Here is a 24,940-nt window from a genome sequence, read left to right on the forward strand (position 1 = left end):
CGTTCAGCCGCGCATGAAGGCCGCGATCGCGTCGATCACGGCCTGCGGCTGGTCGCGGTGCGGCGAATGGCCGCAGGCCGGCAGCTCGAGCAGCTGCGTCTGCGGCACGCGGCGCGCGATGCCGCGGATCTGCTCGAGCGTGCCGTAGACGTCGTCCAGGCCCTGGATCGCCAGCAGCGGGCAGCCGATGGGGGCGATCTCGTCTTCCATCGTCCAGCTGCGGAAGGCCGGGTCCAGCCAGACGTCGTTCCAGCCCCAGAAGGCCGAGTCGGGGTCGTCGTGGTACTTCGCCAGGCCGCGTTGCAGGTCGCCCTGCAGGTAGGCCGTGCGCGCCTGCGCGATGCTGGCCACCGACAGGTCCTCCACCAGGATGTGCGGCGCCATCACGATGGCGCCCGCGAGTCGCGCGCCGTGCCGCGCCGCATGCAGCAGCGCGATCGAGCCGCCGTCGCTGTGGCCCAGCAGCCAGGTGGGCTGCGCGCCTGCGTCCACCTGCAGTGCAGCCAGCAGGGCCGGCAGCACCTCGTGGGCCTGGCGGTGCATGAAGTCGGGCGCCCAGCGCTCGCCCGGCGCGCGCGGCGTGGAGCGGCCGTAGCCCGGGCGCGAATACACCAGCCCGCGTGCGCCCACCGCGCGGCACAGGCGCTCGGGCCAGTCCTTCCACATGGCCAGCGAGCCCAGGCCCTCGTGCAGGAAGACGACCAGCGGCCGCGCCGCCGGGTCGCCGACCCAGGCGTGTTCGATGCGCTGCGGCCGGCCGCGCCAGGTGATCTCGGCGAACGCCGTGCTGCTCGTCAACGCCCGCCCGCCTCACGCTCACGCAGCTTGAAGCGCTGGATCTTGCCGGTGGCGGTCTTGGGCAGGTCGGCCACGAACTCGATCGCGCGCGGGTACTTGTAGGGCGCGAGGCGTTCCTTCACGAAGGCCTTCAGCGCGGCCTCGTCGACGTCGGCCGGCTGCACGCCGGGCTTGAGCACCACGAAGGCCTTGGTCTTGGTCAGGCCCTCGGCGTCGGGCACGCCGATGACGGCGGCTTCCAGCACCGCCGGGTGCTGCACCAGCGTGGCCTCGACCTCGAAGGGGCTGACGTAGATGCCGCTGACCTTCAGCATGTCGTCGCTGCGGCCGCCGTAGGTGTAGCTGCCGTCGGCGTTGCGGATGTACTTGTCGCCGCTCTTGGTCCAGCCGCCCTGGAAGGTCTCGCGGGTCTTCTCGCGGTTGCCCCAGTACATCATCGCGGCGCTGGGGCCCTGGATGTACAGGTCGCCGGGCTCGCCGTCGGGCACAGGCCCGCCGTCGTCGCCGCGCAGCGCGATGGTGTAGCCCGGCACCGGCCAGCCGGTGCTGCCGTAGCGCACGCGGTCGGGCAGGTTGGAGATGAAGATGTGCAGCATCTCGGTGGAGCCGATGCCGTCGACGATGGGCACGCCGTACTGGCGCTCGAAGCGCTCGCCCAGCTCCGCCGGCAGCGCCTCGCCGGCCGACGACACGAGCCGCAGCGCGACGGCTTCTCGCGCGGGCAGCGCCGGGTGCGCCAGCATGCCGGCGAAGCCGGTGGGCGCGCCGTAGAACACGGTGGGCCGCACGCCGGCCAGCGCCTTCGTGTTGCCGAGCCAGCGCGCGAAGGTGGCGTCGGGCGTGGGCCGCTCGGCCATCAGCACCGTGGTGGCGCCCACGCTCAGCGGGAAGGTCAGCGCGTTGCCCAGGCCGTAGGCGAAGAACAGCTTGGCGGCCGAGAAGCACACGTCGCTCTCGCGCAGCGCCAGCACGCCGCGGCCGTACAGCTCGGCCGTCCAGTAGGGGTTGGCGTGCGAGTGCACCGTGCCCTTGGGGCGGCCGGTGGAGCCCGACGAATAGAGCCAGAAGCCGGGGTCGTCGCGGCCGGTGGCGCCGGGCCGGGCCAGCGGCGCGTGCGTGGCCAGGAAGCTCTCGAACTCCACTTCCGACGGGTGCAGCGGCGCCACCGGGCGCGACACCACCACCTTGCCCACCTCATGGTCGGACTTCACCATCGCGGTCGTCAGCGCCGGCAGCAGCGCGCCCGAGACCAGCACGGCCTGCGCCCGCGCGTGTTCCAGCATGTAGGCGTAGTCGTCGGCGGTCAGCAGCGTGTTCACCGCCACCGGCACGATGCCCGCGTACATCGCGCCCAGGAAGGCCACCGGCCAGTCGTTGCAGTCCTGCATCAGCAGCAGCACACGCTCTTCGCGCTTGATGCCCAAGGCGCGCAGCGCCGCGGCCATGCGGCGCACGCGCTCGTCGAGCGCACCGTAGGTCAGCGTGCCCAGGTCGTCGATGAAGGCGGGCCGGGCCGCGCGCTGCGCGTTCAGGGCCAGCAGGTGCGCCGCGAAGTTGAAGCGCTCGGGCGGCGGGGTGATGTGCTCGGGCAGGTGGTGGGGCAGGTGCATGGCAGTCTCCTCACAGGCCGGCCAGCACCGCGGTGCTGGCCTGCACCGCACTGCGGCGGTGGTAGAAATTCAGCGCGCGGGCGCCACCCAGTTCCTCGCCGCCGCCGGCGCGGCCGGGGCCGCCGTGCAGCGACTGCGGCATCACGTTGCCGTGGCCGGTGTGCAGCGCGGCCACGTCGGGGCTGAGCACGTGCACGCGGCCGTGGCTGTCGGCCAGCTCCAGCGCCGCGGCGGCCAGCGCAGCGGGGTCACTGCCGGCCACCGAGGCCACCAGCGAGCCCTGCCCGCGGCGGATCAGCTGCAGCGCGTGCGCGCTGTCGCGGTACGGCAGCAGCGTGGCCACCGGGCCGAAGACCTCGCAGTCGTGCACGCGGTCGGCGGCGTCGGGGTCGCGCGCGCCCAGCAGCGTGGGGCCGACGCAGCAGGCCACGGCCGGGTCGGCGTCGACCAGCGGGTGCGTGGCGCCGTCGTGCAGCGTCTCGGCCTGCGCCTGCAGGTGGGCCAGCCCGTCACGCACCGCGGCCAGCTGCGCGCGGCTGACGAGGGCGCCCATGCGCACGCTCTCGTTGCGCGGGTTGCCCACGGTGGTCTTGCCGAGCCGCGCCGCGATGGCCTCGGCCATCGGGCCGTACAGGTCCTGCGGCACCAGCACGCGGCGGATGGCCGTGCACTTCTGGCCCGACTTCACCGTCATCTCGCGCGCCACTTCCTTGGCCAGCAGTTCGAAGGCTGCGCTGCCCGGCGCCTCGCCCGGCAGCAGCCAGGCGCTGTTGAGGCTGTCGGCCTCGATGTTCACGCGCACCGAGCGCTGCGCCACGGCCGGGTGCGACCGGATCACCGCCGCCGTCTCGGCCGAGCCGGTGAAGCTGAGCACGTCGAAGGGCTGCAGCGTGTCGAGCAGGCCGGCCGAACTGCCGCACACCACCGACAGCGCGCCCGGCGGCAGCACGCCGGCGTCGACCACGTCGCGCACCATCTGCTGCGTCAGCCAGGCCGTGGCGGTGGCCGGCTTCACCACCACCGGCACGCCCGACAGCAGCGCGGGCGCAGCCTTCTCCCACAGGCCCCAGCTCGGGAAGTTGAAGGCATTGATGAAGAGCGCCAGCCCGCGCGTGGGCACCAGCACGTGCTGGCTCTGGAACAGCGGGTCCTTGGCCAGGCGTGCGGCGTCGCCGTCGATCAGGTGGCGGCGGTCGCCCAGCGTCGCGCCCAGCTTCGCGTAGACGCCCAGCGTGTAGATGCCGCCGTCGATGTCCACCGCCGAGTCGTTCTTCACGGTGCCGCTGTTGGCGGTGGCGATGCTGTAGTACGCGTCGCGGTGCCGTTGCAGCACCTCGCCCACCGCGGCCAGCAGCGCGCCGCGCTCGCGGTAGGTCAGCGCGCGCAGCGCGGCGCCGCCGGAGCTGCGCGCGAAGTCGAAGCCGGCGGCCAGGTCGAGCCCCGTGGCGTCCACACGCACCAGTTCGTCGCCCAGCACGGGGTCGAACAGCGGCGTGCCGGTGCCTGAGCCGCTGTGCCAGCGGCCGCCGAGGAAGTTGGGAAGCAGAGTCGTCATGGGTGGGGTCTCGGTGGGCTGGCGCCGCGCAGGCTGGGCGCGCGGTCAGCGGGTGAAGTGGATGGCGCCGTCGGGCAGCAGGTACAGCACCAGCGCACGCCCCTGCGTCACGGTGGGCCGGTGCGCGCTGCCGGGCGGGCAGACCAGCCAGCCGGCGGGGCGGCCGTCGAAGCGCGCGTCGCCGCCGTCCATCGGCAGCACCAGGTCGATCTCGCCGTTCGGGTGCGTGTGGTGCGGGCCGGCGATGTCGGTCATGTCGACGACGTCCACCGAGAAGCCGTGCAGGTCGGGCGCGGGCTTGAAGATGCGGCCGTAGCGGATGCCGCCGCCTGCGCGGTCGCACAGCCAGCCGTCGCGCACCCCGGCCTCGCAGCCGGCGCGCAGGCGCTCGAAGACCGGGCTGCCCGGGCCGTGCATGCTGTTGAGCCACTCGTCGAGCGCCGCATCGAGCGGCCGCCCGGCGAGTGCGGCGGTGAGGTGCGCGAGATCGGCACGGAAGTCGGTCGGCGTCATGGCAGGCCCCGGGGTTGGATCGCGGCGACTGCAACACCGTGGTTGTGGGCCAGCGGCAGATGCAGTATTGTGCTTGCAGGCACTTTATGGCCACGATCTGACCATGTCAAGCACTATATTGCATCCGGCCGAACCCGCAGTGCCACCGGCCGCCGAGGGCAGCGACGGCGACAGCAAGCACCCGTTCCTGGTGGCGCTGGGCGAGCGTGTGCGGGCGCTGCGCAGCCGCCGCGGCATGACGCGCAAGGCGCTGGCGGCCGCCGCCGACGTCTCCGAGCGCCACCTGGCCAACCTGGAATACGGCGTCGGCAACGCCTCGATCCTGGTGCTGCTGCAGGTGGCGGCGGCGCTGCAGTGCACGCTGGCCGAGCTGATCGGCGACATCACCACCAGCTCGCCCGAATGGCTGCTGCTGCGCGAACTGCTCGAGCGCCGCGACGAGGCCACGCTGCGCCGCGTGCGCGTGGCCGTGGGCGAGCTGCTGGGCACCGGCGGCGCGCACGGCGAAGGCACCGCCGAGCGCAGCTCGCGTGTGGCGCTGATCGGGCTGCGCGGCGCGGGCAAGTCCACGCTGGGCCAGATGCTGGCCGACGACCTGGGGTTCCCGTTCGTGGAGCTGAGCCGCGAGATCGAGAAGTTCGCCGGCTGCAGCATCAGCGAGATCCAGGCGCTGTACGGGGTCAACGCCTACCGCCGCTACGAGCGCCGCGCGCTGGAGGAAGCGGTGCAGATCTACCCCGAGGCCGTGATCGCCACGCCCGGCGGCCTGGTCTCCGACCCCGCCACCTTCAACCTGCTGCTGGCGCACTGCACCACCGTGTGGCTGCAGGCCGACCCCGAACACCACATGCAGCGCGTGCGCGCCCAGGGCGACATGCGCCCGATGGCAGCCAGCCGCGAGGCGATGGAAGACCTGAAGGGCATCCTGGCCGGGCGCGCGCCGTTCTACGCCAAGGCCGAGTTCCGCATCGACACCAGCGCGCAGCCGCTGGAAGGCACCTTCGTGGCGCTGCGGCAGACGGTGCGGCAGGCCTTGCAGCTGCCGGTGTGAAACGCTGCTGACGCGCAAACAGCGCTTGACTGCGCGCAAACGTATGCACTATGCTGCGTCTACGCATTCAGCAGATGCACTTTTTTGCATCACAGGAGCCAGCACCATGAGCACAGCCCCCCGCGTCGACTACCAGACCGACCCCTCCCGCTACCGCCACTGGACCCTGCGCTTCGAGGGGCCGGTCGCCACGCTGCTGGCCGACTTCGACGAGAACGGCGGGCTGGCCCCCGGCTACAAGCTCAAGCTCAACAGCTACGACCTGGGCGTGGACATCGAGCTGCACGACGCCATCCAGCGCATCCGCTTCGAGCACCCCGAGGTGCGCAGCGTGGTCGTCACCAGCGCGAAGGACAAGGTCTTCTGCTCGGGCGCCAACATCTTCATGCTGGGCGTCAGCAGCCACGCCTGGAAGGTGAACTTCTGCAAGTTCACCAACGAGACGCGCAACGGCCTGGAAGACAGCAGCCGGCACAGCGGCCTGAAGTTCCTGGCCGCGGTGAACGGCGCCTGTGCCGGCGGCGGCTACGAGCTGGCGCTGGCCTGCGACGAGATCGTGCTGGTGGACGACCGCAGCAGCGCCGTGAGCCTGCCCGAGGTGCCGCTGCTGGGCGTGCTGCCCGGCACCGGCGGCCTGACGCGCGTGACCGACAAGCGCCGCGTGCGCCACGACCGCGCCGACATCTTCTGCACCAGCGTCGAAGGCGTGCGCGGCCAGAAGGCCAAGGACTGGAAGCTGGTCGACGACATCGCCAAGCCGGCGGTGTTCGCGCAGAAGGTGCAGGAACGCGCGCTCGAACTCGCGCAGGCCAGCGACCGCCCGGCTGGTGTGCAAGGCGTGGCGCTGACGCCGCTGCAGCGCACGGTGGAGGCCGACGCGCTGCGCTACACGCACGTCACGGTCGAGATCGACCGCGCCAAGCGCACCGCCACCTGGACGGTGCGCGGCCCGCAGGGCGCGCAGCCCACCGACATCGCCGGCATCACCGCGCAGGGCGCGGCCTGGTACCCGCTGGCGCTGGCACGCGACCTCGACGACGCGATCCTGTCGATGCGCACCAACGAGCTCGACATCGGCACCTGGCTCATCAAGACGCAGGGCGACGTGGCCGACGTGCTGGCGCTGGACACCACGCTGCTGGCGCACCGCGACCACTGGCTGGTGCGCGAGACCATCGGCTTCCTGCGCCGCGCCTTCAGCCGGCTCGACGTGTCCTCGCGCAGCCTGTTCGCGCTGGTCGAGCCCGGCTCGTGTTTCGCCGGCACGCTGCTGGAACTGGCGCTGGCCTGCGACCGCAGCTACCAGCTGGCCCTGCCCGACGAGCCGGAGCGCGCGCCCAAGATCGCCACCAGCGAGGCGAACTTCGGCCTGTACCCGATGGCCACCGGCCAGAGCCGCCTGGGCCGCCGCTTCTACGACGACGCTGCCGAACTGGCCGCGGTGCGCGCGCAGCTCGGCCAGCCGCTGGACGCCGACGCCGCCCACGCGCTGGGCCTGGTCACGAGCAACCCCGACGACATCGACTGGGCCGACGAGACGCGGCTGGCGATCGAGGAACGCGTGGCGATGTCGCCCGACGCGCTGACCGGCCTGGAAGCCAACCTGCGCTTCAACGGCCCCGAGACCATGTTCACCCGCGTCTTCGGCCGCCTCACCGCCTGGCAGAACTGGATCTTCCAGCGCCCCAACGCGGTCGGCGAGAAGGGCGCCCTGAAGGTCTACGGCAAAGGCGACAAGGCCCAATTCGACTGGAACAGAGTTTGACGACCACCCCGTAGCGCCTGACGGCGCACCCCTCAAGGGGCGCCGCCGGCGGCCCGGCCAAGCCGGATCCGCGGCGGCCGCTTGAATCACACAGGAGATGCACGTGACTGCGATCAACTACAGCGAGAAGATCCCCAACAACGTCAACCTCGAGGACGACCGCACGCTCAAGCGCGCGCTCGAGCAGTGGCAGCCGAACTTCCTGAGCTGGTGGGACGACATGGGCCCGGACGGCAGCCAGAACTTCGACGTCTATCTGCGCACCGCGGTCAGCGTCGATCCGCAGGGCTGGGCGCAGTTCGGCCACGTGAAGATGCCCGACTACCGCTGGGGCATCTTCCTGAATCCGGCCGAGCAGAACCGCAAGATCCACTTCGGCGACCACAAGGGCGAGGACGCCTGGCAGGACGTGCCCGGCGAGCACCGCGCCAACCTGCGCCGCATCATCGTGACGCAGGGCGACACCGAGCCTGCCAGCGTCGAGCAGCAGCGCCACCTGGGCCTGACCGCACCGAGCCAGTACGACCTGCGCAACCTGTTCCAGGTGAACGTGGAGGAAGGCCGCCACCTGTGGGCCATGGTCTACCTGCTGCACAAGTACTTCGGCCGCGACGGCCGCGAGGAAGGCGAGGCGCTGCTGGAACGCCGCAGCGGCGACCAGAACAACCCGCGCATCCTGGGTGCCTTCAACGAAGCCACGCCCGACTGGCTGAGCTTCTTCATGTTCACGTACTTCACCGACCGCGACGGCAAGTACCAGCTGTGCGCGCTGGCCGAGAGCGCCTTCGACCCGCTGGCGCGCACGACGAAGTTCATGCTGACCGAAGAGGCGCACCACATGTTCGTGGGCGAGTCGGGCATCAGCCGCGTCATCCAGCGCACGGCGCAGAAGATGAACGAGCTGAAGACCGACGACGTGGGCAAGCTGCGCGCGGCCGGCGTGATCGACCTGCCGACGATCCAGCGCTACATCAACTTCCACTTCAGCGTCACGATCGACCTCTTCGGTTCCGACGAGAGCAGCAACGCCGCCATCTTCTACAGCTCGGGCCTGAAGGGCCGCTACGAGGAAGGCAAGCGCGTCGACGACCACGTGCTCAAGGGCCAGACCTACAAGGTGCTGGAAGCGCGCGGCGGGCAGCTGGTCGAGAAGGAAGTGCCGATGCTCAACGCGCTGAACGAGGTGCTGCGCGACGACTACATCAAGGACAGCGTGGCCGGCGTCGGCCGCTGGAACAAGGTGCTGGAAAAGGCCGGCATCCCGGTGACGCTGACCGTGCCGCACAAGGCCTTCCACCGCAACATCGGCGCGCTCTCGGGCGTGAAGGTGTCGCCCGATGGCCGCGTGGTCAGCGACGCCGAGTGGAACGCCATGGTCGACCAGTGGCTGCCCTCGGGCCAGGACCGCGCCTACGTGGCCAGCCTGATGGGCCGCGTGGTGGAGCCGGGCAAGTTCGCGAACTGGATCGCGCCGCCGGTGATGGGCATCAACCGGCAGCCTGTCGAGTTCGACTACGTGAGGTTCAACTGACCCCCCCGTAGCGGCTGCGCCGCTCCCCCCAGGGGGCAACGCCAGTGGACCGGCGGAGCCGGATCCACGGCGTTCGCTTGATGACGTGCGGCGCCCTGCGGGCGCGCACAGGGGCACGGGTGCGACACTGCGCCGATGGAGAACACAGTCATGGACGCGAGCGACGTCATGGTCATCAGGCAGCACCTGATCGACCCCGAGATCTGCATCCGCTGCAACACCTGCGAGGCCACGTGCCCGGTGGGGGCGATCACGCACGACGACCGCAACTACGTGGTCGATGCGGACAAGTGCAACCTGTGCATGGCCTGCGTGCCGCCCTGCCCCACGGGCAGCATCGACAACTGGCGCACGGTGCCCAAGGTGCAGGCCTACAGCGTGGCCGAGCAGCTGTTGTGGGACGAGCTGCCGGCGCAGCAGGCTGTGGAAGGCACGGTGGCCGACGCGCCGCAGGCTGCGGCCGACGCGCAGGCCAGCCCTGCCGCGGTGGGCGCGACGCTGCCGCCGTGGTCGGCCGCGCATGCCTACACCAACCTGTACGGACCCAAGGGCCGCGAAGCGTCGATCACCGCCACGGTGGTCGGCAACGTGCGCGTCACCGCGGTCGGGCACGAGTACGACACGCACCACGTGGTGCTCGACTTCGGGCAGCTGCCGTTCCCGGTGCTGGAAGGCCAGTCGATCGGCATCGTCCCGCCGGGCACCGACGCGTCGGGCCGGCCGCACCACGCGCGCCAGTACTCGGTGGCCAGCCCGCGCAACGGCGAGCGCCCGGGCTACAACAACCTGTCGCTCACCGTGAAGCGCGTGCTGGAAGACCACCAGGGCCGCCCGGTCCGCGGCGTGGCCAGCAACTACGTGTGCGACCTGCAGGTCGGCGCGCAGGTGCAGGTGATCGGCCCGTTCGGCACCAGCTTCCTGATGCCCAACCACCCGAAGAGCCACATCGTGATGATCTGCACCGGCACCGGCAGCGCGCCGATGCGCGCGATGACCGAGTGGCGGCGGCGCCTGCGCCAGTCGGGCAAGTTCGATGGCTGCAAGCTGATGCTGTTCTTCGGCGCGCGCACGCAGGAAGAGCTGCCCTACTTCGGCCCGCTGCAGAACCTGCCGAAGGACTTCATCGACATCCACTTCGCGTTCAGCCGCACACCCGGCGCGCCCAAGCGCTACGTGCAGGACCTGATGCGCGAGCGCGCCGCCGACCTGGGCCCGCTGCTGGCCGACCCCAACGCGTACTTCTACGTCTGCGGGCTGAAGGCGATGGAGGAAGGCGTGGTGCTGGCGCTGCGCGACGTGGCGCAGCAGGCCGGCCTGGACTGGAACGGCGTCGCCGCAGCGCTGCAGCGCGAAGGCCGGCTGCACCTGGAAACCTACTGATGCTCCAAACCCTGGCGATCACGCAGCGCCGCCCCGGCGTGGCGCAGCTCACCATGGCGCGCCCGGCGGTGTTCAACGCCTTCGACGAGCAGATGATCGGCGAGCTCGACGCGGCGTTCGCCCAGCTGGCCGCCGACCCGGCCGTGCGCGTGGTGCTGCTGGCCGGCGACGGCAAGCACTTCAGCGCCGGCGCCGACCTGCAGTGGATGCAGCGCGCCAGCACCGCATCGTTCGACTGGAACGTGGCCGACGCGCGGCGCTTCGCCGCGATGCTGCAGCGCATCGACACCTGCCCGAAGCCGGTGGTGGCGCGCATCCAGGGCGCGGCGCTCGGCGGCGGCGTCGGGCTGGCCGCGGCCTGCGACATCGCGATCGCCGCCGACAACGCCAGCTTCGCCGTCAGCGAGGCGAAGTTCGGCATCCTGCCGTCGGTCATCGGCCCCTACCTCGTGAACGCGGTGGGCAAGCGCCAGGCGCGCCGGCTGGCGTTGACGGCCGAACGCATCGGCGCCGCCGAGGCGCTGGCCATCGGCCTGGTGCAGCAGGTGCAGCCGATGGAGGCGCTGGACGCCGCGGTCGACGCGACGCTGGCGCAACTGCTGGCCAACGGGCCCGCGGCGCAGGCCGAGATCAAGCACTACCTGGCGCAGCTGCAGCCGGGCCCGGTCACGGCCGAGGCCATCGAGCGCAGCGCGCAGACCATCGCCCGCGTGCGCGGCACCGACGAAGCCCGCGAAGGCTTCGCCGCCTTCCTGGCCAAGCGGCCGCCGACCTGGACCCCGCAATGAGCACGACCCTTCCGAACGACGCCCCGGTGCTGGTGGTCGGCGCCGGCATCATGGGCGCGGGCATCGCGCAAGTGGCGGCCCTGGCCGGCCACCCGGTGCGCCTGTTCGACACACGCGAGGGCGCTGCTGCTGGCGCCCGCGACAAGCTCGCTGCCAGCCTGCAGGCGCTGGTGGCCAAGGGCAAGCTGGACGCTGCGGCAGTGGACGCCGCGCTGGCGCGCATCGCGCCGGTGGCGCAGCTGGCCGATGCGGCCGATGCGCAGCTCGTCGTCGAGGCCATCGTCGAAGACCTGGCGGCCAAGCGCGGCCTGTTCCGGCAGCTCGAAGGCATCGTGGCCGACGGCACGGTGCTGGCCACCAACACCTCGTCGATCAGCGTCACGGCCATCGCCAACGGCCTGCGGCTGCCGCAGCGGCTGGTGGGCATGCACTTCTTCAACCCGGTGCCGCTGATGAAGCTGGTGGAGGTGGTGTCGGGGCTGCAGACGGCACGCCCGGTGGCCGACGCCGTCTTCGCGCTCGCCGCCGCCTGGGGCAAGGTGCCGGTGCACGCGCGCAGCACGCCGGGCTTCATCGTCAACCGCATCGCGCGGCCGTACTACGCCGAGGCGCTGGCGCTGCTGCTGGAACAGGCGGCCACGCCACAGCAGATCGACGCCTGCCTGCGCGCCGCCGGCTTCCGCATGGGGCCGTGCGAGCTGATGGACCTGATCGGCCACGACACCAACTTCGCGGTGACGTGCTCGGTGTTCGAGGCCAACTTCCAGGACAAGCGCTACATGCCGTCGCTGGTGCAGCGCGAGATGGTCGACGGCGGCCTGCTCGGTCGCAAGACCGGCCGCGGCTTCTACACCTACCCCGACGGCCTGCCGGCCTTCGCGCCGGCCCCGGACGCCGGCCCCTCGCGCACCGGCGCGGGCTGGAGCGACGGCGCCGGCCACGTGCTGCCCACGGACGGCCGCACCGCGGCCGAGCGTGCCGCTGCGCTGGGCACGCACGACGTGGTGCTGTTCGACCGCACGCTGCGCGGCGGCGGCGCACTGGCCTGCACCGCCGCCCCCGGCTGCAGCGACGCCTGGCGCGCGCAGGCGCTCGACTGGATCACGGCCCAGAGCCACACCCCGGTGCCGGTGGCCGACACGCCGGGCCTGGTGGTGGCGCGCACGCTGGCGATGCTGGTCAACGAAGCCTGCGACGCGGTGCTGCAGGGCGTGTGCACGCCCGAGGGCGCCGACGCCGCGATGAAGCTCGGCGTCAACTACCCCGCCGGCCCGTTCGAGTGGCTGGCCGGCTGGGGCGCGGCCGGCGTCATCGACGTGCTGCAGGCGCTGGACGCCTGCTACCGCGGCGAGCGCTACCGGGTCAGCCCGGGGCTGCGGCGGCGGGCCTGACTAGCGCGCCTGGGGACCCGGCCCGACCACCGCCTCCGCCTCGATCTCCACCCGGTAGCCCTCGCCGATCAGCGCGCCCACCTGCAGCAGCGTGTTGGCGGGGCGGATGTCGCCGAAGTAGCGGCCGTGCACCTCGCTCACCGCGCGCCAGTCGCTGGCGTGCGTGAGGTACACGCGAGTGCGCACCACGTCTTCCAGGCGGCCGCCGAGTGCGCCCAGGCTGGCGGCGATCTTGTCGAGGATGTAGACCGCCTGCGCGCCCGCGTCGTCGCCGCCCACCACGCGGCCGCTGCCGTGCGTGGCCGTGGTGCCGCTGACGAGGATGCGGTCGCCCACGCGCACTGCGCGCGCGTAGCCGGCCAGCGGCTCCCACACGCTGCCGCTGTCCACGCGCAGCCGCTCGGGCCGCGCCGGCATCGGCACGGCCGGCCACACCGGCGGCAGCGCGTCGAGGTGGTGGCTCAAGTCGCCGGACGCCGTCAGGAACGGCGGCTTGCGGTATTCGTCGCCGCAGTCGCCGGGGATGCGCGTGGTGCCGTCGAAGGCCGCCTGCAGCCGCGCGCGGTCGTCGTCGTCCAGGCTGAAGGCGAACAGCCGCAGGTTGTCGGCGCGGTGCTCGCGCTCGCCCAGCCGCGCGCCGACGATGACGGCCGCCACCGCGGGCTGCTCCAGCACCCAGCGCGTGGCCACGTTGGCGATCGACACGCCGTGTTTCTTCGCGATGGCGTCGGCCGCGCGCAGCACGCCCTGCAGCGCAGCCCAGCCGCCCACCGCGTCGATGAAGCGGCGGTACTTCATCTTGCTCCAGTCGCCCACCTCGGCCGGCGCCTCGGCACCCAGCCAGCGTTCGCTGAGAAAGCCACCGCCCAGCGTGCCGTAGGCCAGCAGCCGCACGCCGCGTTCCAGGCACAGCGCCTGCATCGCCTCGGTGGCGCGGCGGTCGAGCAGGCTGATGCAGACCTGGTTGCTGGCCACCGGCACGCCTTCGGCCAGCAGCACACGCAGGTGCGCGGTGTCGAAGTTGGTCAGGCCGATGGCGCCGATGAGTCCTTCGTCCTTCAGCTTCGCCAGCTCCAGCATCGCGTTGAGCCAGCCCGGGTGCTCGAAGGTCCACCAGTGGAACTGCAGCAGGTCGATGCGGTGGATGCGCATGCGCTCCAGCGAGCGCTGCACGCCGGCGCGCACCACGTCCGCCGTCATCGGGCCCGGCGGCGGGCACCACTTGGTGAAGGCGCGCACGCCCTGCCCGCCCGGGCTGTGCAGCAACTCGCCGGTGATGACCTCGGCCGAGCCGTAGTGGTCGGCCATGTCGAAGCTGTCGAAGCCGGCGGCGGCGTAGCCCGCCATGTCGGCGGCGGCGCGCACGGGGTCGAGCAGCGTGCCGCCACGTTCCATGTCGGCCACCTGCCACAGGCCGGTGACCACGCGCGCGATCTCCAGCCCCGGCGCGAGCATCAGCCGTGGCGGCCGCGTCATCGGAGTTCCAAGCGGAAGCCGCGGACGGGCTGTGCCCGGCCGCCGGGTTCGCCCCCTCGAGGGGGAGCGCCGCAGGCGCTACGGGGGTGGGTCATTTCGGGAGGCGGGCTTGCACTGCGGCGACTTCTTCGACCGACATCTGGCCCACGGTCGTGACCTCGCCGTTCGTGATGCGCCAGGTGCGGAAGGGGCCGAGGATGTCGCCGTTCTTGTCGAAGCTGGCGCCGCCGATCACGCCCACGTAGCGCAGCGGCTTCTTCTCGCGCGCCAGTTGCAGCGCGCGCGCGAAGCCCTGCGGGCCGGCATGCACCACCTCGCCGGCGGGGTCGGTGACCTTGCGCACCGCGTCGCGGATGGCCGCGGCCTCGAACTTGCCCGCATGCGCGATCGCCAGGCCGAGGATGGCCGCGGCGTCGAAGGCGCGGTCGGCGGCCGGTGCGCCGGCATCGAAGCCGCCGCTCATGGCCGGGTAGGCGCTGGCGAAGAACTCGGTCGACGGCGTCTTGGTGGTGCCCGACGAGGTGCCGAAGGCGTTGGCCAGGAACTGCGGGCCCACGCCCTTGATGAAGTCGGCGGCGTTCATGCCGTCGTTGAGCAGGAAGCGCTGCGGCCCGCCCTGCTGGATCCAGGTGCGCACGATGGTCGTGCCGTCGCCGGGGTAGCCAATGAAGTACAGCGCCGGCGGGTCGCTCTTCAGCGCGTTGGTGACCTCGGCCGCGTAGCTGGGCTGCTGCGCGTTGTAGGGCGTGACGCTGCGGATCTTGCCGCCCAGCGCCTCGTAGGCGCGGCGGAACTCGGCCAGCATGTTGACGCCGAAGTCGTTGTTGACGTGGATGATCGCCAGGTCGCGCAGGCCCTGGTCCATCGCGTACTTGGCAGCCGCCGTGCCCTGCAGCGCGTCGCTGGTGATGGTGCGGAAGAACCAGCCGCCGGTCTTGCCCTCAACGCCCAGTTTCGTCAGGGTGGGCGACGTGGACGCCGGCGAGATCTGCACCACGCCGGCCGGCGCGGTGACGCTGGTGACGATGGGGATCGACACCGAGCTGATGATGCCGCCGATGATGGCGGGCACCTTCTTCAGGTCGACCAGCTGGCGCGCCTGGTCCACGGCCACCGAGCCCTGGCTCTGTGCGTCGCGCAGGTCGAAGGCCAGCTTGCAGCCGGCGATGCCCTGGGCACCGGCGGCCTTGTTCAGTTCGCCGAACGCGAGCTCCACCGACTTCGCCGCGGCCTGGCCGAAGCGGCCGGCGGCGCCGGTCAGCGACACCACCATGCCGGCGGTGTGCGTGCAGGCGGGGGCCTGGGCTTGGACGGCCAGCGGCGCCAGGCCCAGCGTGGTGGTGATGGCCGCCAGGGCCAGCGTGGAGACGGTCAGGGTCGAACGTGGGGTGGGCATGGTGGGCATCCTCCGGGGGTTCAGGACTTGTTGAGGTTGTATTTCATGATGCGGCCGTGGCGGCCGTGGCGGTCGCGTTCGGCCGTGTAGGTGTCGCCGGCCATGCCCGGGTGGGCGGCCAGCAGCGGCGCGAGCAGTGCGTGGTCCTCGGCATCCAGGCGCAGGCGGAACACCGCCAGCATGTCGTCCAGGTGGTCGGCATAGCGCGCGCCGACGATGGCCGCGGCCACGCCCGGCTGGTCGAGCACCCAGCGCGTGGCCACTGTCGAGAGGCCGACGCCGTGGCGCTGCGCGATGGCCTGCAGCGCCTGCAGCAGCTGCTGGAACGCGGTCCAGCCGCCGTAGTCGTCGATCACCAGCTTGTACTTGATGAGCGAGCGGTTCGTCAGCTCGGCGCCGGGCTCGGGCGCGCCCAGCCAGCGGCTGCTGAAGAAACCGCCGGCCAGCGTGCCGTAGCACAGCAGCGGCACGCCGGTGGCCACCAGGCCGTGCGCGGGGCGGCGGTCGAGCAGCGAGTACTGCACCTGCATGCTCGCCATCGGCACGCCGGCGTCGCGCAGCGCCAGCGTGCTGGGCGTGTCGAAGTTGGTGCCCGCCACCAGCGCGATCAGGCCCTCGCGCTGCAGCGCGGCCAGCGCCTGCGCGGCGGGCAGCATGCCGGGCACGGCCAGGTCCCACCAGTGGAACTGCACCAGGTCCAGCCGCTCCACCGCCAGCCGCTGCAGCGAGCGTTCGACGATGCGGCGGATGTAGGCGGCGTCCACCTGCGCCAGCTCGGCCAGGTCGGGCACGCACTTGGTGTGCACCTGCAGCGGCGCCAGGCCCTGCGCGCGGCGGCGCGTGTTGAACGCGCCGTACAAGGCCTCGACGCCGGTGTAGATGTCTGCGCCGTCGACCGTGTTCAGGCCGGCGTCGACGTAGGCGGCGATGTCGGCGATGGCACGTTCGCGGTCGACCGGACCGTGGTCCCCGGCGAGCTGCCAGCCGCCGCGGATCAGCCGCGGGATGCGGTAGCCGGGCGCGAGTTCAATGGTCTCGATGGTCATCGTTCAGGGCTGGTCTGCAGGCGGCAGCGGCACCGCGGTGGTCTCGGCGTGGCGGAAGCTGCGCTTGCCCAGGCGGGTGATGCGAAAGCGCGTCGGGCAATGCGGGTCGGGGCACGCGACCTCGGCGTCGGTGCTCATCCAGTCGTTCGGGTGGGTGGCGCGCTGCTTGGCCGGCAGCAGCGGCAGCAGCGCCGCCAGCGAGTACATCGAGAAGCCCTGGCCGGGCGGGAAGTGCAGCAGTTCGCCGCGCACCTCGAACCAGTCGCCGACCCGTGCGTTGCACTGGATCACGGCGCCTTCCGGCGCCACCACCTCGACCCGCAGGTCGTAGAGCTCGAATCGATGGTCGGGCATGGGCTGGGCTATCCTCCGCGCCGCAATGCAAAGCGACGAACTGCTGGTGGCGACCGAGGTTACCAAAGCTTTCGGTGGCCACCGGGCCGTCGACGGCGTCTCGTTTTCCCTGGCGCGCGGCGCCATCGGCGGGCTCATCGGCCCCAACGGCGCGGGCAAGACCACGCTCTTCAACTGCCTGGCCGGCGCGCTGCAGCCCACCGGCGGCCGCGTGCTGCTGGACGGGCAGGACATCGCCGGCGCGCCGCCCAGCCGCGTGTTCGCCGCCGGCCTGGCGCGCACCTTCCAGATCCCGCGCCCCTTCCCCGAGATGACGGTGCTCGAGAACGTGATGCTGGCGCCCACCGGCCAGCTCGGCGAACGCTTCTGGGCCAACTGGCTGCGCCCCGGCGCGGTGGCCGCGCAGGAGCGGCACACGCGCGACGCGGCGCTGCACTGGCTGGACTTCGTGGGCCTGGGTGCGCTGGTGCAGCAGCCCGCGCGCGTGCTCTCGGGCGGTCAGCGCAAGCTGCTGGAGCTGGCGCGCGTGATGGTGGCCGCGCCGCGCCTGGTGCTGCTGGACGAGCCCGGCGCCGGCGTCAATCCGGCGCTGCTGGACCAGATCGTCGACAAGATCTCGGCGCTGAACCGGCAGGGCGTGAGCTTCCTGATCATCGAACACAACATGGACCTCGTGATGACGCTGTGCCGCCCGGTGATGGTGATGGCGCAGGGCCGGCTGCTGCTGTCGGGCGACGCCGCCACCGTGCTGCGCGACCCGCGGGTGGTCGAGGCCTACCTGGGCGACGCGGCATGACGGCCGCGCTCGCCATCGAGGCGCTCGAGGCCGGCTACGAACCCGGCCTGCCGATCGTGCGCGGCGCCTCGCTGGCGGTGGCGCCGGGCGAGATCGTCGCCATCCTCGGCCCCAACGGCGCCGGCAAGTCGACGCTGGTGAAGGCGGTGGCGGGCCTGGTGCCCGTCAGCGCCGGGCGCGTGCTGCTGCACGGGCACGACATCACGCGCGTGCCGGCGCACCGCCTGGTGTTCGAGGGCCTGGCCTTCGTGCCGCAGACCGAGAACATCTTCGCCAACCTCAGCATCGCCGAGAACCTGGAGCTCGCCGCCGCGCTGCTGCGCGCCGACCGCCGCGAGCGGCTGGACCCGGTGTACGCGATGTTCCCCGACCTCGCGCGCCAGCGCACGCTGCGCGCGGGCCGGCTCTCGGGCGGACAGCGGCAGATGCTGGCGGTGGCGCGCGCGCTGATCGCGCGGCCGCGTGTGCTGGTGCTCGACGAACCCTCGGCCGGCCTCAGCCCCAAGCTGGTGGGCGAGGTGCTGGCGCAGCTGCGCAGTGTGCGCGACAGCGGCGTCACGGTGCTGCTGGTGGAGCAGAACGTGAAGGCCGCGCTGGCCGTGGCCGACCGCGCCGCGGTGCTGGTGGAAGGCCGCGAGCGCATCGTCGCCAGCAGCCAGGCGCTGCTGCACGACCCGCGCATGGCCGAGCTGTACCTGGGCCGGCACGCGGCGCCGGGCGCCGCCGCCACCACCACCGCACCGGCTACCCACTGACATGCTGCAGATCCTGACCGACGGCCTGGTGATCGGCTCGGTGGTGTCGCTGGGTGCCATCGGCCTGAGCCTGACCTTCTCCATCCTGCGCTTCTCGAACTTCGGCCACGGCGAGCTGCTGGCCTGGGGCGCGTACTTCGCGTTCACGGCGCTGGGCGTGTTCACCGCCTTCGGGCTGCCGGGCACGCCGCTGGCGCCGTTCTCGTTCGGCTGGCCGCTGCTGGCGGCGCTGGCGGTGTCGGCGCTGCTGACGGCGCTGCTGGCGCTGGCATTGGACTGGAGCCTGTTCCAGCGCCTGCGCAGGCAGGGGGCGATCACGCTGGTGATCGCCAGCTTCGGCGCCGCGCTGGCGCTGCGCAACCTGCTGCTGTTCTTCTACGGCGGCGTGCCGCAGTACTACAGCCAGGAGCTGCAGATCGCCATCGCGCTGCTGCCGCGCAGCGTGTGGGGCGGCATGCGCGTCACGCCCGACCAGATGTTCGTGCTGGGGCTGACTGCCGTCACCGTGACCGCGCTGCACCTGTTCCTGCAGCGCAGCACGCTGGGCCGCGCGATGCGCGCCACGGCGATGAACCCGCAGCTCGCACGCGTGGCCGGCATCGACCCCGAACGCGTGCTGCGCGCCACCTGGGTCATCGGCGGCGTGCTGGCGGCAGTGGCGGGCGTGTTCGCCGGCCTCACGGTGCAGCTGCGGCCGACGCTGGGGCTGGACCTGCTGCTGCCGCTGTTCGCAGCCGTGATCCTGGGCGGCATCGGCTCGGTCTGGGGCGCGGTGCTGGGCGGGCTGATCGTCGGCATTGCCGAGAGCCTGGCGGTGTCGGTGGTGGGCGCCGAGTACCGCGCGGCAGCGGCCTTCGTGGTGCTGATCAGCATCCTGCTGCTGCGGCCCAACGGGCTGTTCGGAGACAAGGCATGAGCGCCGACGTGATGGGCTGGCTCACCGGCTGGCTGTCCTACGGCAGCTTCTTCCTGGTGTTTGCCACCAGCTTCGCGATCATCGCGCTGGGGCTGAACCTGCAGTGGGGCTACACGGGGCTGTTCAACGTCGGCGTGGCCGGCTTCGTGGCCGTGGGCGCCTACACCTCGGCGCTGCTGACCACGCCCGACACGCCCGACCGCCTGGGCGGGCTGGGCTGGCCGGTGGCCTCGGGCTGGCTGGCAGCGATGGGCGTCTCGGGGCTGGCCGGCCTGCTGGTGGGCGCGGTGGCATTGCGGCTGCGCGACGACTACCTGGCCATCACCACCTTCGGCATCGCGGTGACGATCCAGCTCGTCGCGGCCAACGCGCAGCCCCTCACCGGCGGCCCGTTCGGCGTGCAGTTCATCCCCAAGCCGCTGCAGGGCTGGCTGGGCACCGGGCTCGGCTGGACGCTCGGCTACCTGGCGCTGGCCGGCACGTTGCTGCTGGGGGTGTACGTGGCGCTGGAACGCCTGGTGCGCAGCCCGTGGGGGCGCGTGCTGCGTGCGATCCGCGAAGACGAGGACGCGGCGGCCTCGCTGGGCAAGCGCGCCTTCGTGTTCCGGCTGCAGAGCATGGTGCTGGGCAGCATGCTGATGGGGCTGGGCGGTGCGGTCTACGCGCACTTCGTCGGCTACATCGCGCCCGAGGACTTCCTGCCCATCCTGACCTTCCAGCTGTGGGCGATGCTGATCGTCGGCGGCGCCGGCAACAACCGCGGCGCGGTGCTGGGCGCCTTCGTCGTGTGGGGCGTGTGGAGCGCCGCCGGCGCGCTGCTGCGCGACTGGATCCCGCAGGCCGAGCAGGCACGCGCTGCGGCGCTGCAGGTGGTGCTGATCGGGCTGCTGATCGCGTTGATGCTGGTGCTGCGCCCGCGCGGCCTGCTGGGGGCGCAGACCGCGGTGTCACGCCATGCGCAGAAGGGCGACGCTCAGAAGGGATAGTGGCGCGGCGTCGTCTGCACCGTCACCCAGCGCAGCTCGGTGAACTCGGCGATGCCGGCCTTGCCGCCGAAGCGGCCCAGGCCCGAGCCCTTGACGCCGCCGAAGGGCATCTGCGCCTCGTCGTGCACGGTGGGGCCGTTGACGTGGCAGATGCCGCTCTCGATGCGCCGGGCCACGTTCATCGCCCGCGCCACGTCGCGGCTGAACACGGCCGCCGACAGGCCGTAGTCGTTGTCGTTGGCGCAGGCCACGGCCGCGTCGTCGCCGTCCACGCGCACGATGCACTTCACCGGGCCGAAGGTTTCCTCGTGGTAGATGCGCATGCGCGGCGTCACGTGGTCCAGCACGGTGGCCGGCATCAGCGTGCTGTCGGCCTTGCCGCCGCACAGCAGCTTCGCGCCCTTGGCGATGGCGTCGTCGATCAGCGCGTTGCAGTGCTCCACCGTGCCCATGCCGATCACCGAGCCCAGCACCACCGGGTCGGGCTTGCGCGGGTCGCCCAACGGCAGGCCCTTGGCCTTCTTCGCGAACAGCGCCGCGAAGTCGTCGGCGATCTTGCGGTCGACCACGAGGCGCTCGGTGCTCATGCAGATCTGGCCGCTGTTGGCGAAGGCGCCGAAGGCCGCGGCGTTCACCGCGTCTTCCAGGTTCGCGTCGTCCAGCACCAGCAGCGGCGCCTTGCCGCCGAGTTCCAGCACCGCGGGCTTCAGGTACTTGGCGCAGGTCATCGCGATCAGCTTGCCCACGCGCGTGCTGCCGGTGAAGTTCACGCGCCGCACGGCCGGGTGCGCGACCATCGCCTCCACCACCTTGGCCGCGTCGGCCGGGGCGTTGGTGATGTAGTTCAGCACGCCGGGCGGGAAGCCGGCGTCCTGGAAGGCCTCGACGATCAGCTGGTGCGTGTGCGGGCAGTTCTCGCTGCCCTTGAAGACCACCGTGTTGCCGCAGGCCAGCGGCACGCACAGCGCACGCACGCCCAGGATCACCGGCGCGTTCCAGGGCGCGATGCCCAGCACCACGCCGGCGGGCTGGCGCAGCCCCATCGCCAGCGAGCCGGGCACGTCGGACGGGATCACCTCGCCACTGATCTGCGTCGTCAGCGACGCGGCCTCGCGCACCATGCCGGCGGCCAGATGCACGTTGAAGCCGGCCCACATGCCGGTGGCGCCGGTCTCGGCGGCCACGGCCTCGATGAACTTCGGCGTCTTGGCCTCCAGCGCGTCGGCGGCCTTCAGCAGCAGCGCGCGGCGCTCGCCGGGGCCGGTCTGGCTCCAGGTCTTGAAGGCTTCGGCAGCGGCGTCCACCGCCGCGACGGCATCGGCCTCGCTGGCGGCCGGCGCGCGCGTGGCGACGCTGCCGTCCAGCGGGTTGCGGCGCTCGAAGGTGGCGCCGCCTTCGGCGCTGACGGCGAGGCCGTTGATGAGCATGGTGAGATCGGACACGGTCTTCTCCTTGGACTGCGAGGTGTTCTTCGGGTCAGGCGTCTTGCCCAGGTAGGCGTGGCGGATGACGCTGCTGCGCGCCAGCAGCGTGGCCGGGCCGCTGGCCACCAGCGTGCCGCGTTCGAGCACGTAGCCGCGGTCGGCCACGGCCAGCGCCTTGCGCACGTTCTGTTCGACCATCAGCACCGTGGTGCCGGCGTCGGCAATGCGGCGCGCAATGGCCAGCAGTTCGTCCACCATCTTCGGCGCCAGGCCCAACGAGGGTTCGTCGAGCATCAGCAGCCGCGGCGCGCTCATCAGCGCGCGCGCCACGGCCACCATCTGCTGCTCGCCGCCGCTCATCGTGCCGGCCAGCTGCGTGGCGCGTTCACGCAGCTTCGGAAAGTCCTGCAGCGCGTGCCGCAGGCGCTCGGCGCGTTCGCCGGGCGGCACGAGCCAGCCGCCGAGCTCGAGGTTCTCGGCCACCGTCATCTGCGCGAACAGCTGCCGGCCTTCGGGCACCAGCGCCATGCCGCGCCGCACGATGGTGTCGGTCTTGGCGTCGGCGGGAATCGCCTCGCCGTCCAGCAGCACCGTACCCTGGCGCGGGATCAACCCGTTCAGCGCCTTCAGCAGCGTCGTCTTGCCGGCGCCGTTGGGACCCAGGATCACGGTGAGCCCGGGGCGGGCTTCCAGCGTGATGTCGCGCAGCACCAGGAAGTTGCCGTAGCCCGCGGACAGGCCGCGCACCTGCAGGTGCGCCAGCTTGCGGTCGAGCGCGGCTTCGATGTCGTTGTTCATGCGGCTTCGACCATCTCGTCGCCCAGGTAGGCCTCGATCACTTCGCCGTTGCGCACCACCTCGCTCGGGCTGCCGTCGGCGATCTTGCGGCCCTGGTGCAGCACCAGCACACGCTCCACGTGGCGCAGCAGCGTCGTCACCGCGTGCTCGATCCAGATCACCGTGAGGTCCAGTTCGTCGCGCAGGCGACGGATCAGCTGCGCCATCGCCTCGATCTCGTGTTCGGTCAGGCCGGCGGCCACCTCGTCCAGCAGCAGCAGCTTGGGCCTTGTCGCCAGCGCCATGCCGATCTCCAGCAGCCGCTGCTGGCTGGGCGTGACGGCCGCGGCGGGCAGCGCCGCCTGCGCCGACAGGCCGATCAGCGCCAGGATGCTGGCCGCGTCCTTCAGCAGCCACGATGCCGTGCGGCCGCGGCCGGCGAACTGCAGGCCGAAGTCGATGTTGGCGTGCACGCTGAGTTCGCCGAACACGCGCGGCGTCTGGAAGGTGCGTGCGATGCCGTGGCGCGCGTAGCGGTGCGCGGGCGCGCCGGTGAGGCGCTCGCCCTGCGCGAACAGCGCGCCCGCGGTGGTGGCCTGCACGCCCGAGAGGGCATTGAAGAAGGTCGTCTTGCCGGCGCCGTTGGGGCCGATGATGCCGACCAGTTCGCCCGGCGCGAAGGCGGCGCTGACGCCGTCCACCGCCACCAGGCCGCCGAAGCGCACGGTGACGTCGCGGGCTTCCAGCAAGGGGTGGCCGTTCATGCCGCGGCTCCACGCTTCTTGCCACCGCGCAGGTCGCGCCACCAGCCGCGGATGTCGTCGCGCCACGCCACGAACGTGGCCTGGCGCACGCTGGCCAGGCCGCCGGGCAGGTACAGCACGCACAGGATCAGCAGCAGGCCCAGCGTCATCATGTACAGCTGCGGCATCTGCAGGCGCAGCGTCTCGGCCAGCAGGCTGAAGACCACGGCGGCCAGCACCGGGCCCCACAGCGTCGCGGCGCCGCCGATCAGTGCGATCAGCACGGTCTGGAAGCCGATGAAGGGGTTGAACACCGTCACCGGGTCGATGTAGGTCCAGCGCACGCTCATCGCCGCTCCCACCGCGCCGGCGAAGGCGGCGGTGAGCGCGAAGCCCGCGGTCTTCACGAGCCGGGTGTTCACGCCCAGCGTCTGCGCGCGCTGCTCGTCGGCGCCGATGCCGTTCAGCGCAAGCCCGAAGCGGCTGCGCCGCACGACGATGGCCACCGCCAGCGCCAGCACCGCCAGGCCCAGCACCGTGAGGTACACGGTGTCGCGCTCGGGCACCACGGTGAGCACGCGGCCCACGGTGCCGCTGACCTGCTTCTCCCAGTAGCTGATGGCGTGGCGGATCAGCTCCGTCATGCCGAAGGTCAGCACCGCGAAGTAGGTGCCGCGCAGGTGCAGCACGGCCGCACCCATCACCAGCGCCACCACGGCGGCGACCACCGCGCCCAGGCCCACCGCGCCCAGCCAGGGCAGCTGTTCGAGCGTGAGCGCGCTGGTGTAGGCGCCGATGCCGAAGAAGGCCGCGGTGGCCAGCGACATGTAGCGCGTGGCGCCGCAGAACAGGCTCCAGCTCGACGCCAGCGCGGCGTACATCAGGCACGACAGCGCCAGCGACACGACGAAGTCGCTGCCGTAGTGCGGCACCGCCAGGGCCCAGCCGGCCAGGGCCAGCAGAATCAGCCAGTCTCGCTGCATGTCATCTCGTCTTCGTGAACAGACCGTTGGGTTTCCACAGCAGCACGGCGATGAAGATGCCGTAGCTCAGCAGGCTCTTCAGCGACGGGTTGGTGAAGTGCATGCCCACCGCTTCCACCACGCCCAGCGCCAGCCCGCCGGCCAGCGCGCCGGCCATGCTGCCGAAGCCGCCGAGCGTGATGACGATCAGCGCCGTCACCGTGTAGGGCTCGCCCATCGACGGGCTGATCGTGTAGCTCATCGACAGCAGGCAGCCGGCCACGCCCGACAGCCCCAGGCCGACGCCGAACATCAGCGGGTGCAGGCGTTCGGTGTCGATGCCGACCAGGCGCGCGCCGGTCGGGCTCTGCATCAGCGCGCGCACGCCCTTGCCCAGCAGCGTGCGCTGCAGCACGACGATGAGCGCGCCCGAGATCGCCAGCGCCAGCACGAACAGCAGCAGCTTGTTGCCGGCGAACTGCGCGCCGGCCACCGGAACCGGGTCGGCCAGGAAGTCGTAGCCGCGCAGGTCGCCGCCCCAGACCATCTGCGCGAAGTTCTGCACCAGGAACATCAGGCCGAAGCTGACCATCAGCCCGCGCGCCTCGAACACGTCGAGGTTGGGGCTGGTGCGCGTGAGGCGCCGGAACGCCAGCCGGTGCACCACCAGGCCCAGGCCCATCAGCAGCGCGAAACTCACCGGGATCATCAGCAGCGGCGACAGCCCCAGCGTGGTCTGCGCCGCCCAGGTGAGGAAGGCGCCCAGCATCAGGAACTCGCCGTGCGCGATGTTCAGCACGCGCATCAGCCCGTACTGCAGGTTGAGGCCGAGCGCGATCAGCGCGTAGATGCCCCCGGTGATGAGGCCGGAGGCGATCAGCTCGAACCAGGCGTGGAACGACATGGCTGCGGCGGCGTCCCGGGGTG

Annotated in this window: 22 protein-coding genes and 1 pseudogene; 10 read left to right on the forward strand and 13 right to left on the reverse strand. The window is 71.9% G+C overall.

Features of this window, described 5'->3' with window-relative positions; translation table 11 throughout:
- Nucleotides 1-3 precede the first annotated feature (3 nt).
- The 4 genes from ACPOLB_RS09000 to ACPOLB_RS09015 are packed head-to-tail and all read right to left on the reverse strand — an operon-like array spanning nucleotide 4 to nucleotide 4,476.
- Entirely contained in the window at nucleotides 4-798 is a 795-nt protein-coding gene (locus ACPOLB_RS09000) for an alpha/beta fold hydrolase (RefSeq protein ID WP_425260994.1), read from the reverse strand.
- Nucleotides 795-2,408, reverse strand: a complete 1,614-nt coding sequence (locus ACPOLB_RS09005) for a benzoate-CoA ligase family protein (RefSeq protein ID WP_425260995.1) — start codon at nucleotides 2,406-2,408, stop codon at nucleotides 795-797. Before ACPOLB_RS09005 ends, ACPOLB_RS09000 begins: the two co-directional genes overlap by 4 nt.
- 10 nt (nucleotides 2,409-2,418) lie before the next feature.
- Nucleotides 2,419-3,963: a 3,4-dehydroadipyl-CoA semialdehyde dehydrogenase gene (locus tag ACPOLB_RS09010; protein WP_425260996.1), complete on the reverse strand. Its 1,545-nt coding sequence runs from the start codon at nucleotides 3,961-3,963 to the stop codon at nucleotides 2,419-2,421.
- A 45-nt stretch (nucleotides 3,964-4,008) separates the two neighbouring features.
- A complete protein-coding gene (locus ACPOLB_RS09015) occupies nucleotides 4,009-4,476 on the reverse strand; it encodes a DUF4863 family protein (protein ID WP_425260998.1) in 468 nt (155 codons plus the stop codon).
- Nucleotides 4,477-4,579: 103 nt separating this feature from the next.
- Between ACPOLB_RS09015 and ACPOLB_RS09020 the strand changes: the two genes are divergently transcribed.
- The 6 genes from ACPOLB_RS09020 (at nucleotide 4,580) to ACPOLB_RS09045 (ending at nucleotide 12,382) form a co-directional block, all read left to right on the forward strand.
- The gene (locus ACPOLB_RS09020; protein WP_425261000.1) at nucleotides 4,580-5,527 is read left to right on the forward strand and encodes a helix-turn-helix transcriptional regulator; all 948 of its coding nucleotides are present in this window, start codon (nucleotides 4,580-4,582) and stop codon (nucleotides 5,525-5,527) included.
- A 106-nt stretch (nucleotides 5,528-5,633) separates the two neighbouring features.
- Nucleotides 5,634-7,292 (forward strand): 2,3-epoxybenzoyl-CoA dihydrolase, encoded by a 1,659-nt coding sequence (boxC, locus tag ACPOLB_RS09025; protein WP_425261001.1) that lies wholly within the window; start codon nucleotides 5,634-5,636, stop codon nucleotides 7,290-7,292.
- 103 nt (nucleotides 7,293-7,395) lie between these two features.
- Nucleotides 7,396-8,823, forward strand: a complete 1,428-nt coding sequence (gene boxB / locus ACPOLB_RS09030; protein ID WP_425261002.1) for a benzoyl-CoA 2,3-epoxidase subunit BoxB — start codon at nucleotides 7,396-7,398, stop codon at nucleotides 8,821-8,823.
- Nucleotides 8,824-8,973: 150 nt separating this feature from the next.
- Complete coding sequence (boxA, locus tag ACPOLB_RS09035) at nucleotides 8,974-10,203, forward strand: benzoyl-CoA 2,3-epoxidase subunit BoxA (protein ID WP_425261899.1); 1,230 nt, start codon at nucleotides 8,974-8,976, stop codon at nucleotides 10,201-10,203.
- Entirely contained in the window at nucleotides 10,203-10,991 is a 789-nt protein-coding gene (locus tag ACPOLB_RS09040) for an enoyl-CoA hydratase-related protein (protein ID WP_425261003.1), read from the forward strand. Before boxA ends, ACPOLB_RS09040 begins: the two co-directional genes overlap by 1 nt.
- Complete coding sequence (locus ACPOLB_RS09045) at nucleotides 10,988-12,382, forward strand: 3-hydroxyacyl-CoA dehydrogenase NAD-binding domain-containing protein (RefSeq protein WP_425261004.1); 1,395 nt, start codon at nucleotides 10,988-10,990, stop codon at nucleotides 12,380-12,382. The genes ACPOLB_RS09040 and ACPOLB_RS09045 overlap by 4 nt, the downstream gene beginning before the upstream one ends.
- Here ACPOLB_RS09045 and ACPOLB_RS09050 read toward each other — a convergent pair whose 3' ends face one another.
- The 4 genes from ACPOLB_RS09050 to ACPOLB_RS09065 all read right to left on the reverse strand — a co-directional run bounded on the left by ACPOLB_RS09050 (nucleotide 12,383) and on the right by ACPOLB_RS09065 (nucleotide 16,654).
- On the reverse strand, nucleotides 12,383-13,858 hold the full coding sequence (locus ACPOLB_RS09050; RefSeq protein ID WP_425261005.1) for an aldo/keto reductase: 1,476 nt from the start codon (nucleotides 13,856-13,858) through the stop codon (nucleotides 12,383-12,385).
- A 91-nt stretch (nucleotides 13,859-13,949) separates the two neighbouring features.
- Nucleotides 13,950-15,254: an ABC transporter substrate-binding protein gene (locus tag ACPOLB_RS09055; protein ID WP_425261006.1), complete on the reverse strand. Its 1,305-nt coding sequence runs from the start codon at nucleotides 15,252-15,254 to the stop codon at nucleotides 13,950-13,952.
- Between the two features lie 20 nt (nucleotides 15,255-15,274).
- Nucleotides 15,275-16,300, reverse strand: a complete 1,026-nt coding sequence (locus ACPOLB_RS09060; RefSeq protein WP_425261007.1) for an aldo/keto reductase — start codon at nucleotides 16,298-16,300, stop codon at nucleotides 15,275-15,277.
- A 3-nt stretch (nucleotides 16,301-16,303) separates the two neighbouring features.
- Nucleotides 16,304-16,654 (reverse strand): TIGR04076 family protein, encoded by a 351-nt coding sequence (locus tag ACPOLB_RS09065; RefSeq protein WP_425261008.1) that lies wholly within the window; start codon nucleotides 16,652-16,654, stop codon nucleotides 16,304-16,306.
- 25 nt (nucleotides 16,655-16,679) lie between these two features.
- Here ACPOLB_RS09065 and ACPOLB_RS09070 point away from each other — a divergent pair, with 25 nt between their 5' ends.
- Genes ACPOLB_RS09070 through ACPOLB_RS09085 form a run of 4 tightly spaced genes read left to right on the forward strand, consistent with a single transcriptional unit; the run spans nucleotide 16,680 to nucleotide 20,107 of the window.
- Nucleotides 16,680-17,450, forward strand: coding sequence for an ABC transporter ATP-binding protein (locus tag ACPOLB_RS09070; protein ID WP_425261009.1), 771 nt, complete (start codon nucleotides 16,680-16,682; stop codon nucleotides 17,448-17,450).
- Nucleotides 17,447-18,205 (forward strand): ABC transporter ATP-binding protein, encoded by a 759-nt coding sequence (locus ACPOLB_RS09075; RefSeq protein ID WP_425261010.1) that lies wholly within the window; start codon nucleotides 17,447-17,449, stop codon nucleotides 18,203-18,205. Before ACPOLB_RS09070 ends, ACPOLB_RS09075 begins: the two co-directional genes overlap by 4 nt.
- Before the next feature lies 1 nt (nucleotide 18,206).
- Nucleotides 18,207-19,121, forward strand: a complete 915-nt coding sequence (locus ACPOLB_RS09080; RefSeq protein WP_425261011.1) for a branched-chain amino acid ABC transporter permease — start codon at nucleotides 18,207-18,209, stop codon at nucleotides 19,119-19,121.
- Nucleotides 19,118-20,107 carry a branched-chain amino acid ABC transporter permease gene (locus ACPOLB_RS09085; RefSeq protein ID WP_425261012.1) on the forward strand — a complete coding sequence of 330 codons (990 nt, stop codon included), beginning with the start codon at nucleotides 19,118-19,120 and terminating at the stop codon, nucleotides 20,105-20,107. Before ACPOLB_RS09080 ends, ACPOLB_RS09085 begins: the two co-directional genes overlap by 4 nt.
- Here the strand turns inward: ACPOLB_RS09085 and ACPOLB_RS09090 are convergent.
- From ACPOLB_RS09090 to ACPOLB_RS09110, 5 genes and pseudogenes are all read right to left on the reverse strand, one after another.
- The gene (locus ACPOLB_RS09090) at nucleotides 20,095-21,534 is read right to left on the reverse strand and encodes an aldehyde dehydrogenase (protein WP_425261900.1); all 1,440 of its coding nucleotides are present in this window, start codon (nucleotides 21,532-21,534) and stop codon (nucleotides 20,095-20,097) included. The genes ACPOLB_RS09085 and ACPOLB_RS09090 overlap by 13 nt on opposite strands.
- Nucleotides 21,535-21,867: 333 nt before the next feature.
- Nucleotides 21,868-22,329: pseudogene (locus ACPOLB_RS09095) on the reverse strand (ATP-binding cassette domain-containing protein); the annotation flags it as partial.
- Nucleotides 22,326-23,072, reverse strand: a complete 747-nt coding sequence (locus ACPOLB_RS09100) for an ABC transporter ATP-binding protein (RefSeq protein ID WP_425261013.1) — start codon at nucleotides 23,070-23,072, stop codon at nucleotides 22,326-22,328. The gene ACPOLB_RS09100 and the pseudogene ACPOLB_RS09095, both read right to left, overlap by 4 nt.
- Nucleotides 23,069-24,034: a branched-chain amino acid ABC transporter permease gene (locus tag ACPOLB_RS09105; RefSeq protein ID WP_425261014.1), complete on the reverse strand. Its 966-nt coding sequence runs from the start codon at nucleotides 24,032-24,034 to the stop codon at nucleotides 23,069-23,071. The genes ACPOLB_RS09100 and ACPOLB_RS09105 overlap by 4 nt, the downstream gene beginning before the upstream one ends.
- Before the next feature lies 1 nt (nucleotide 24,035).
- Nucleotides 24,036-24,917, reverse strand: a complete 882-nt coding sequence (locus ACPOLB_RS09110; RefSeq protein ID WP_425261016.1) for a branched-chain amino acid ABC transporter permease — start codon at nucleotides 24,915-24,917, stop codon at nucleotides 24,036-24,038.
- Nucleotides 24,918-24,940 lie beyond the last annotated feature (23 nt).

This window comes from Rubrivivax soli, assembly GCF_049810355.1.
In the GTDB taxonomy this organism is placed as follows: domain Bacteria; phylum Pseudomonadota; class Gammaproteobacteria; order Burkholderiales; family Burkholderiaceae_C; genus Rubrivivax.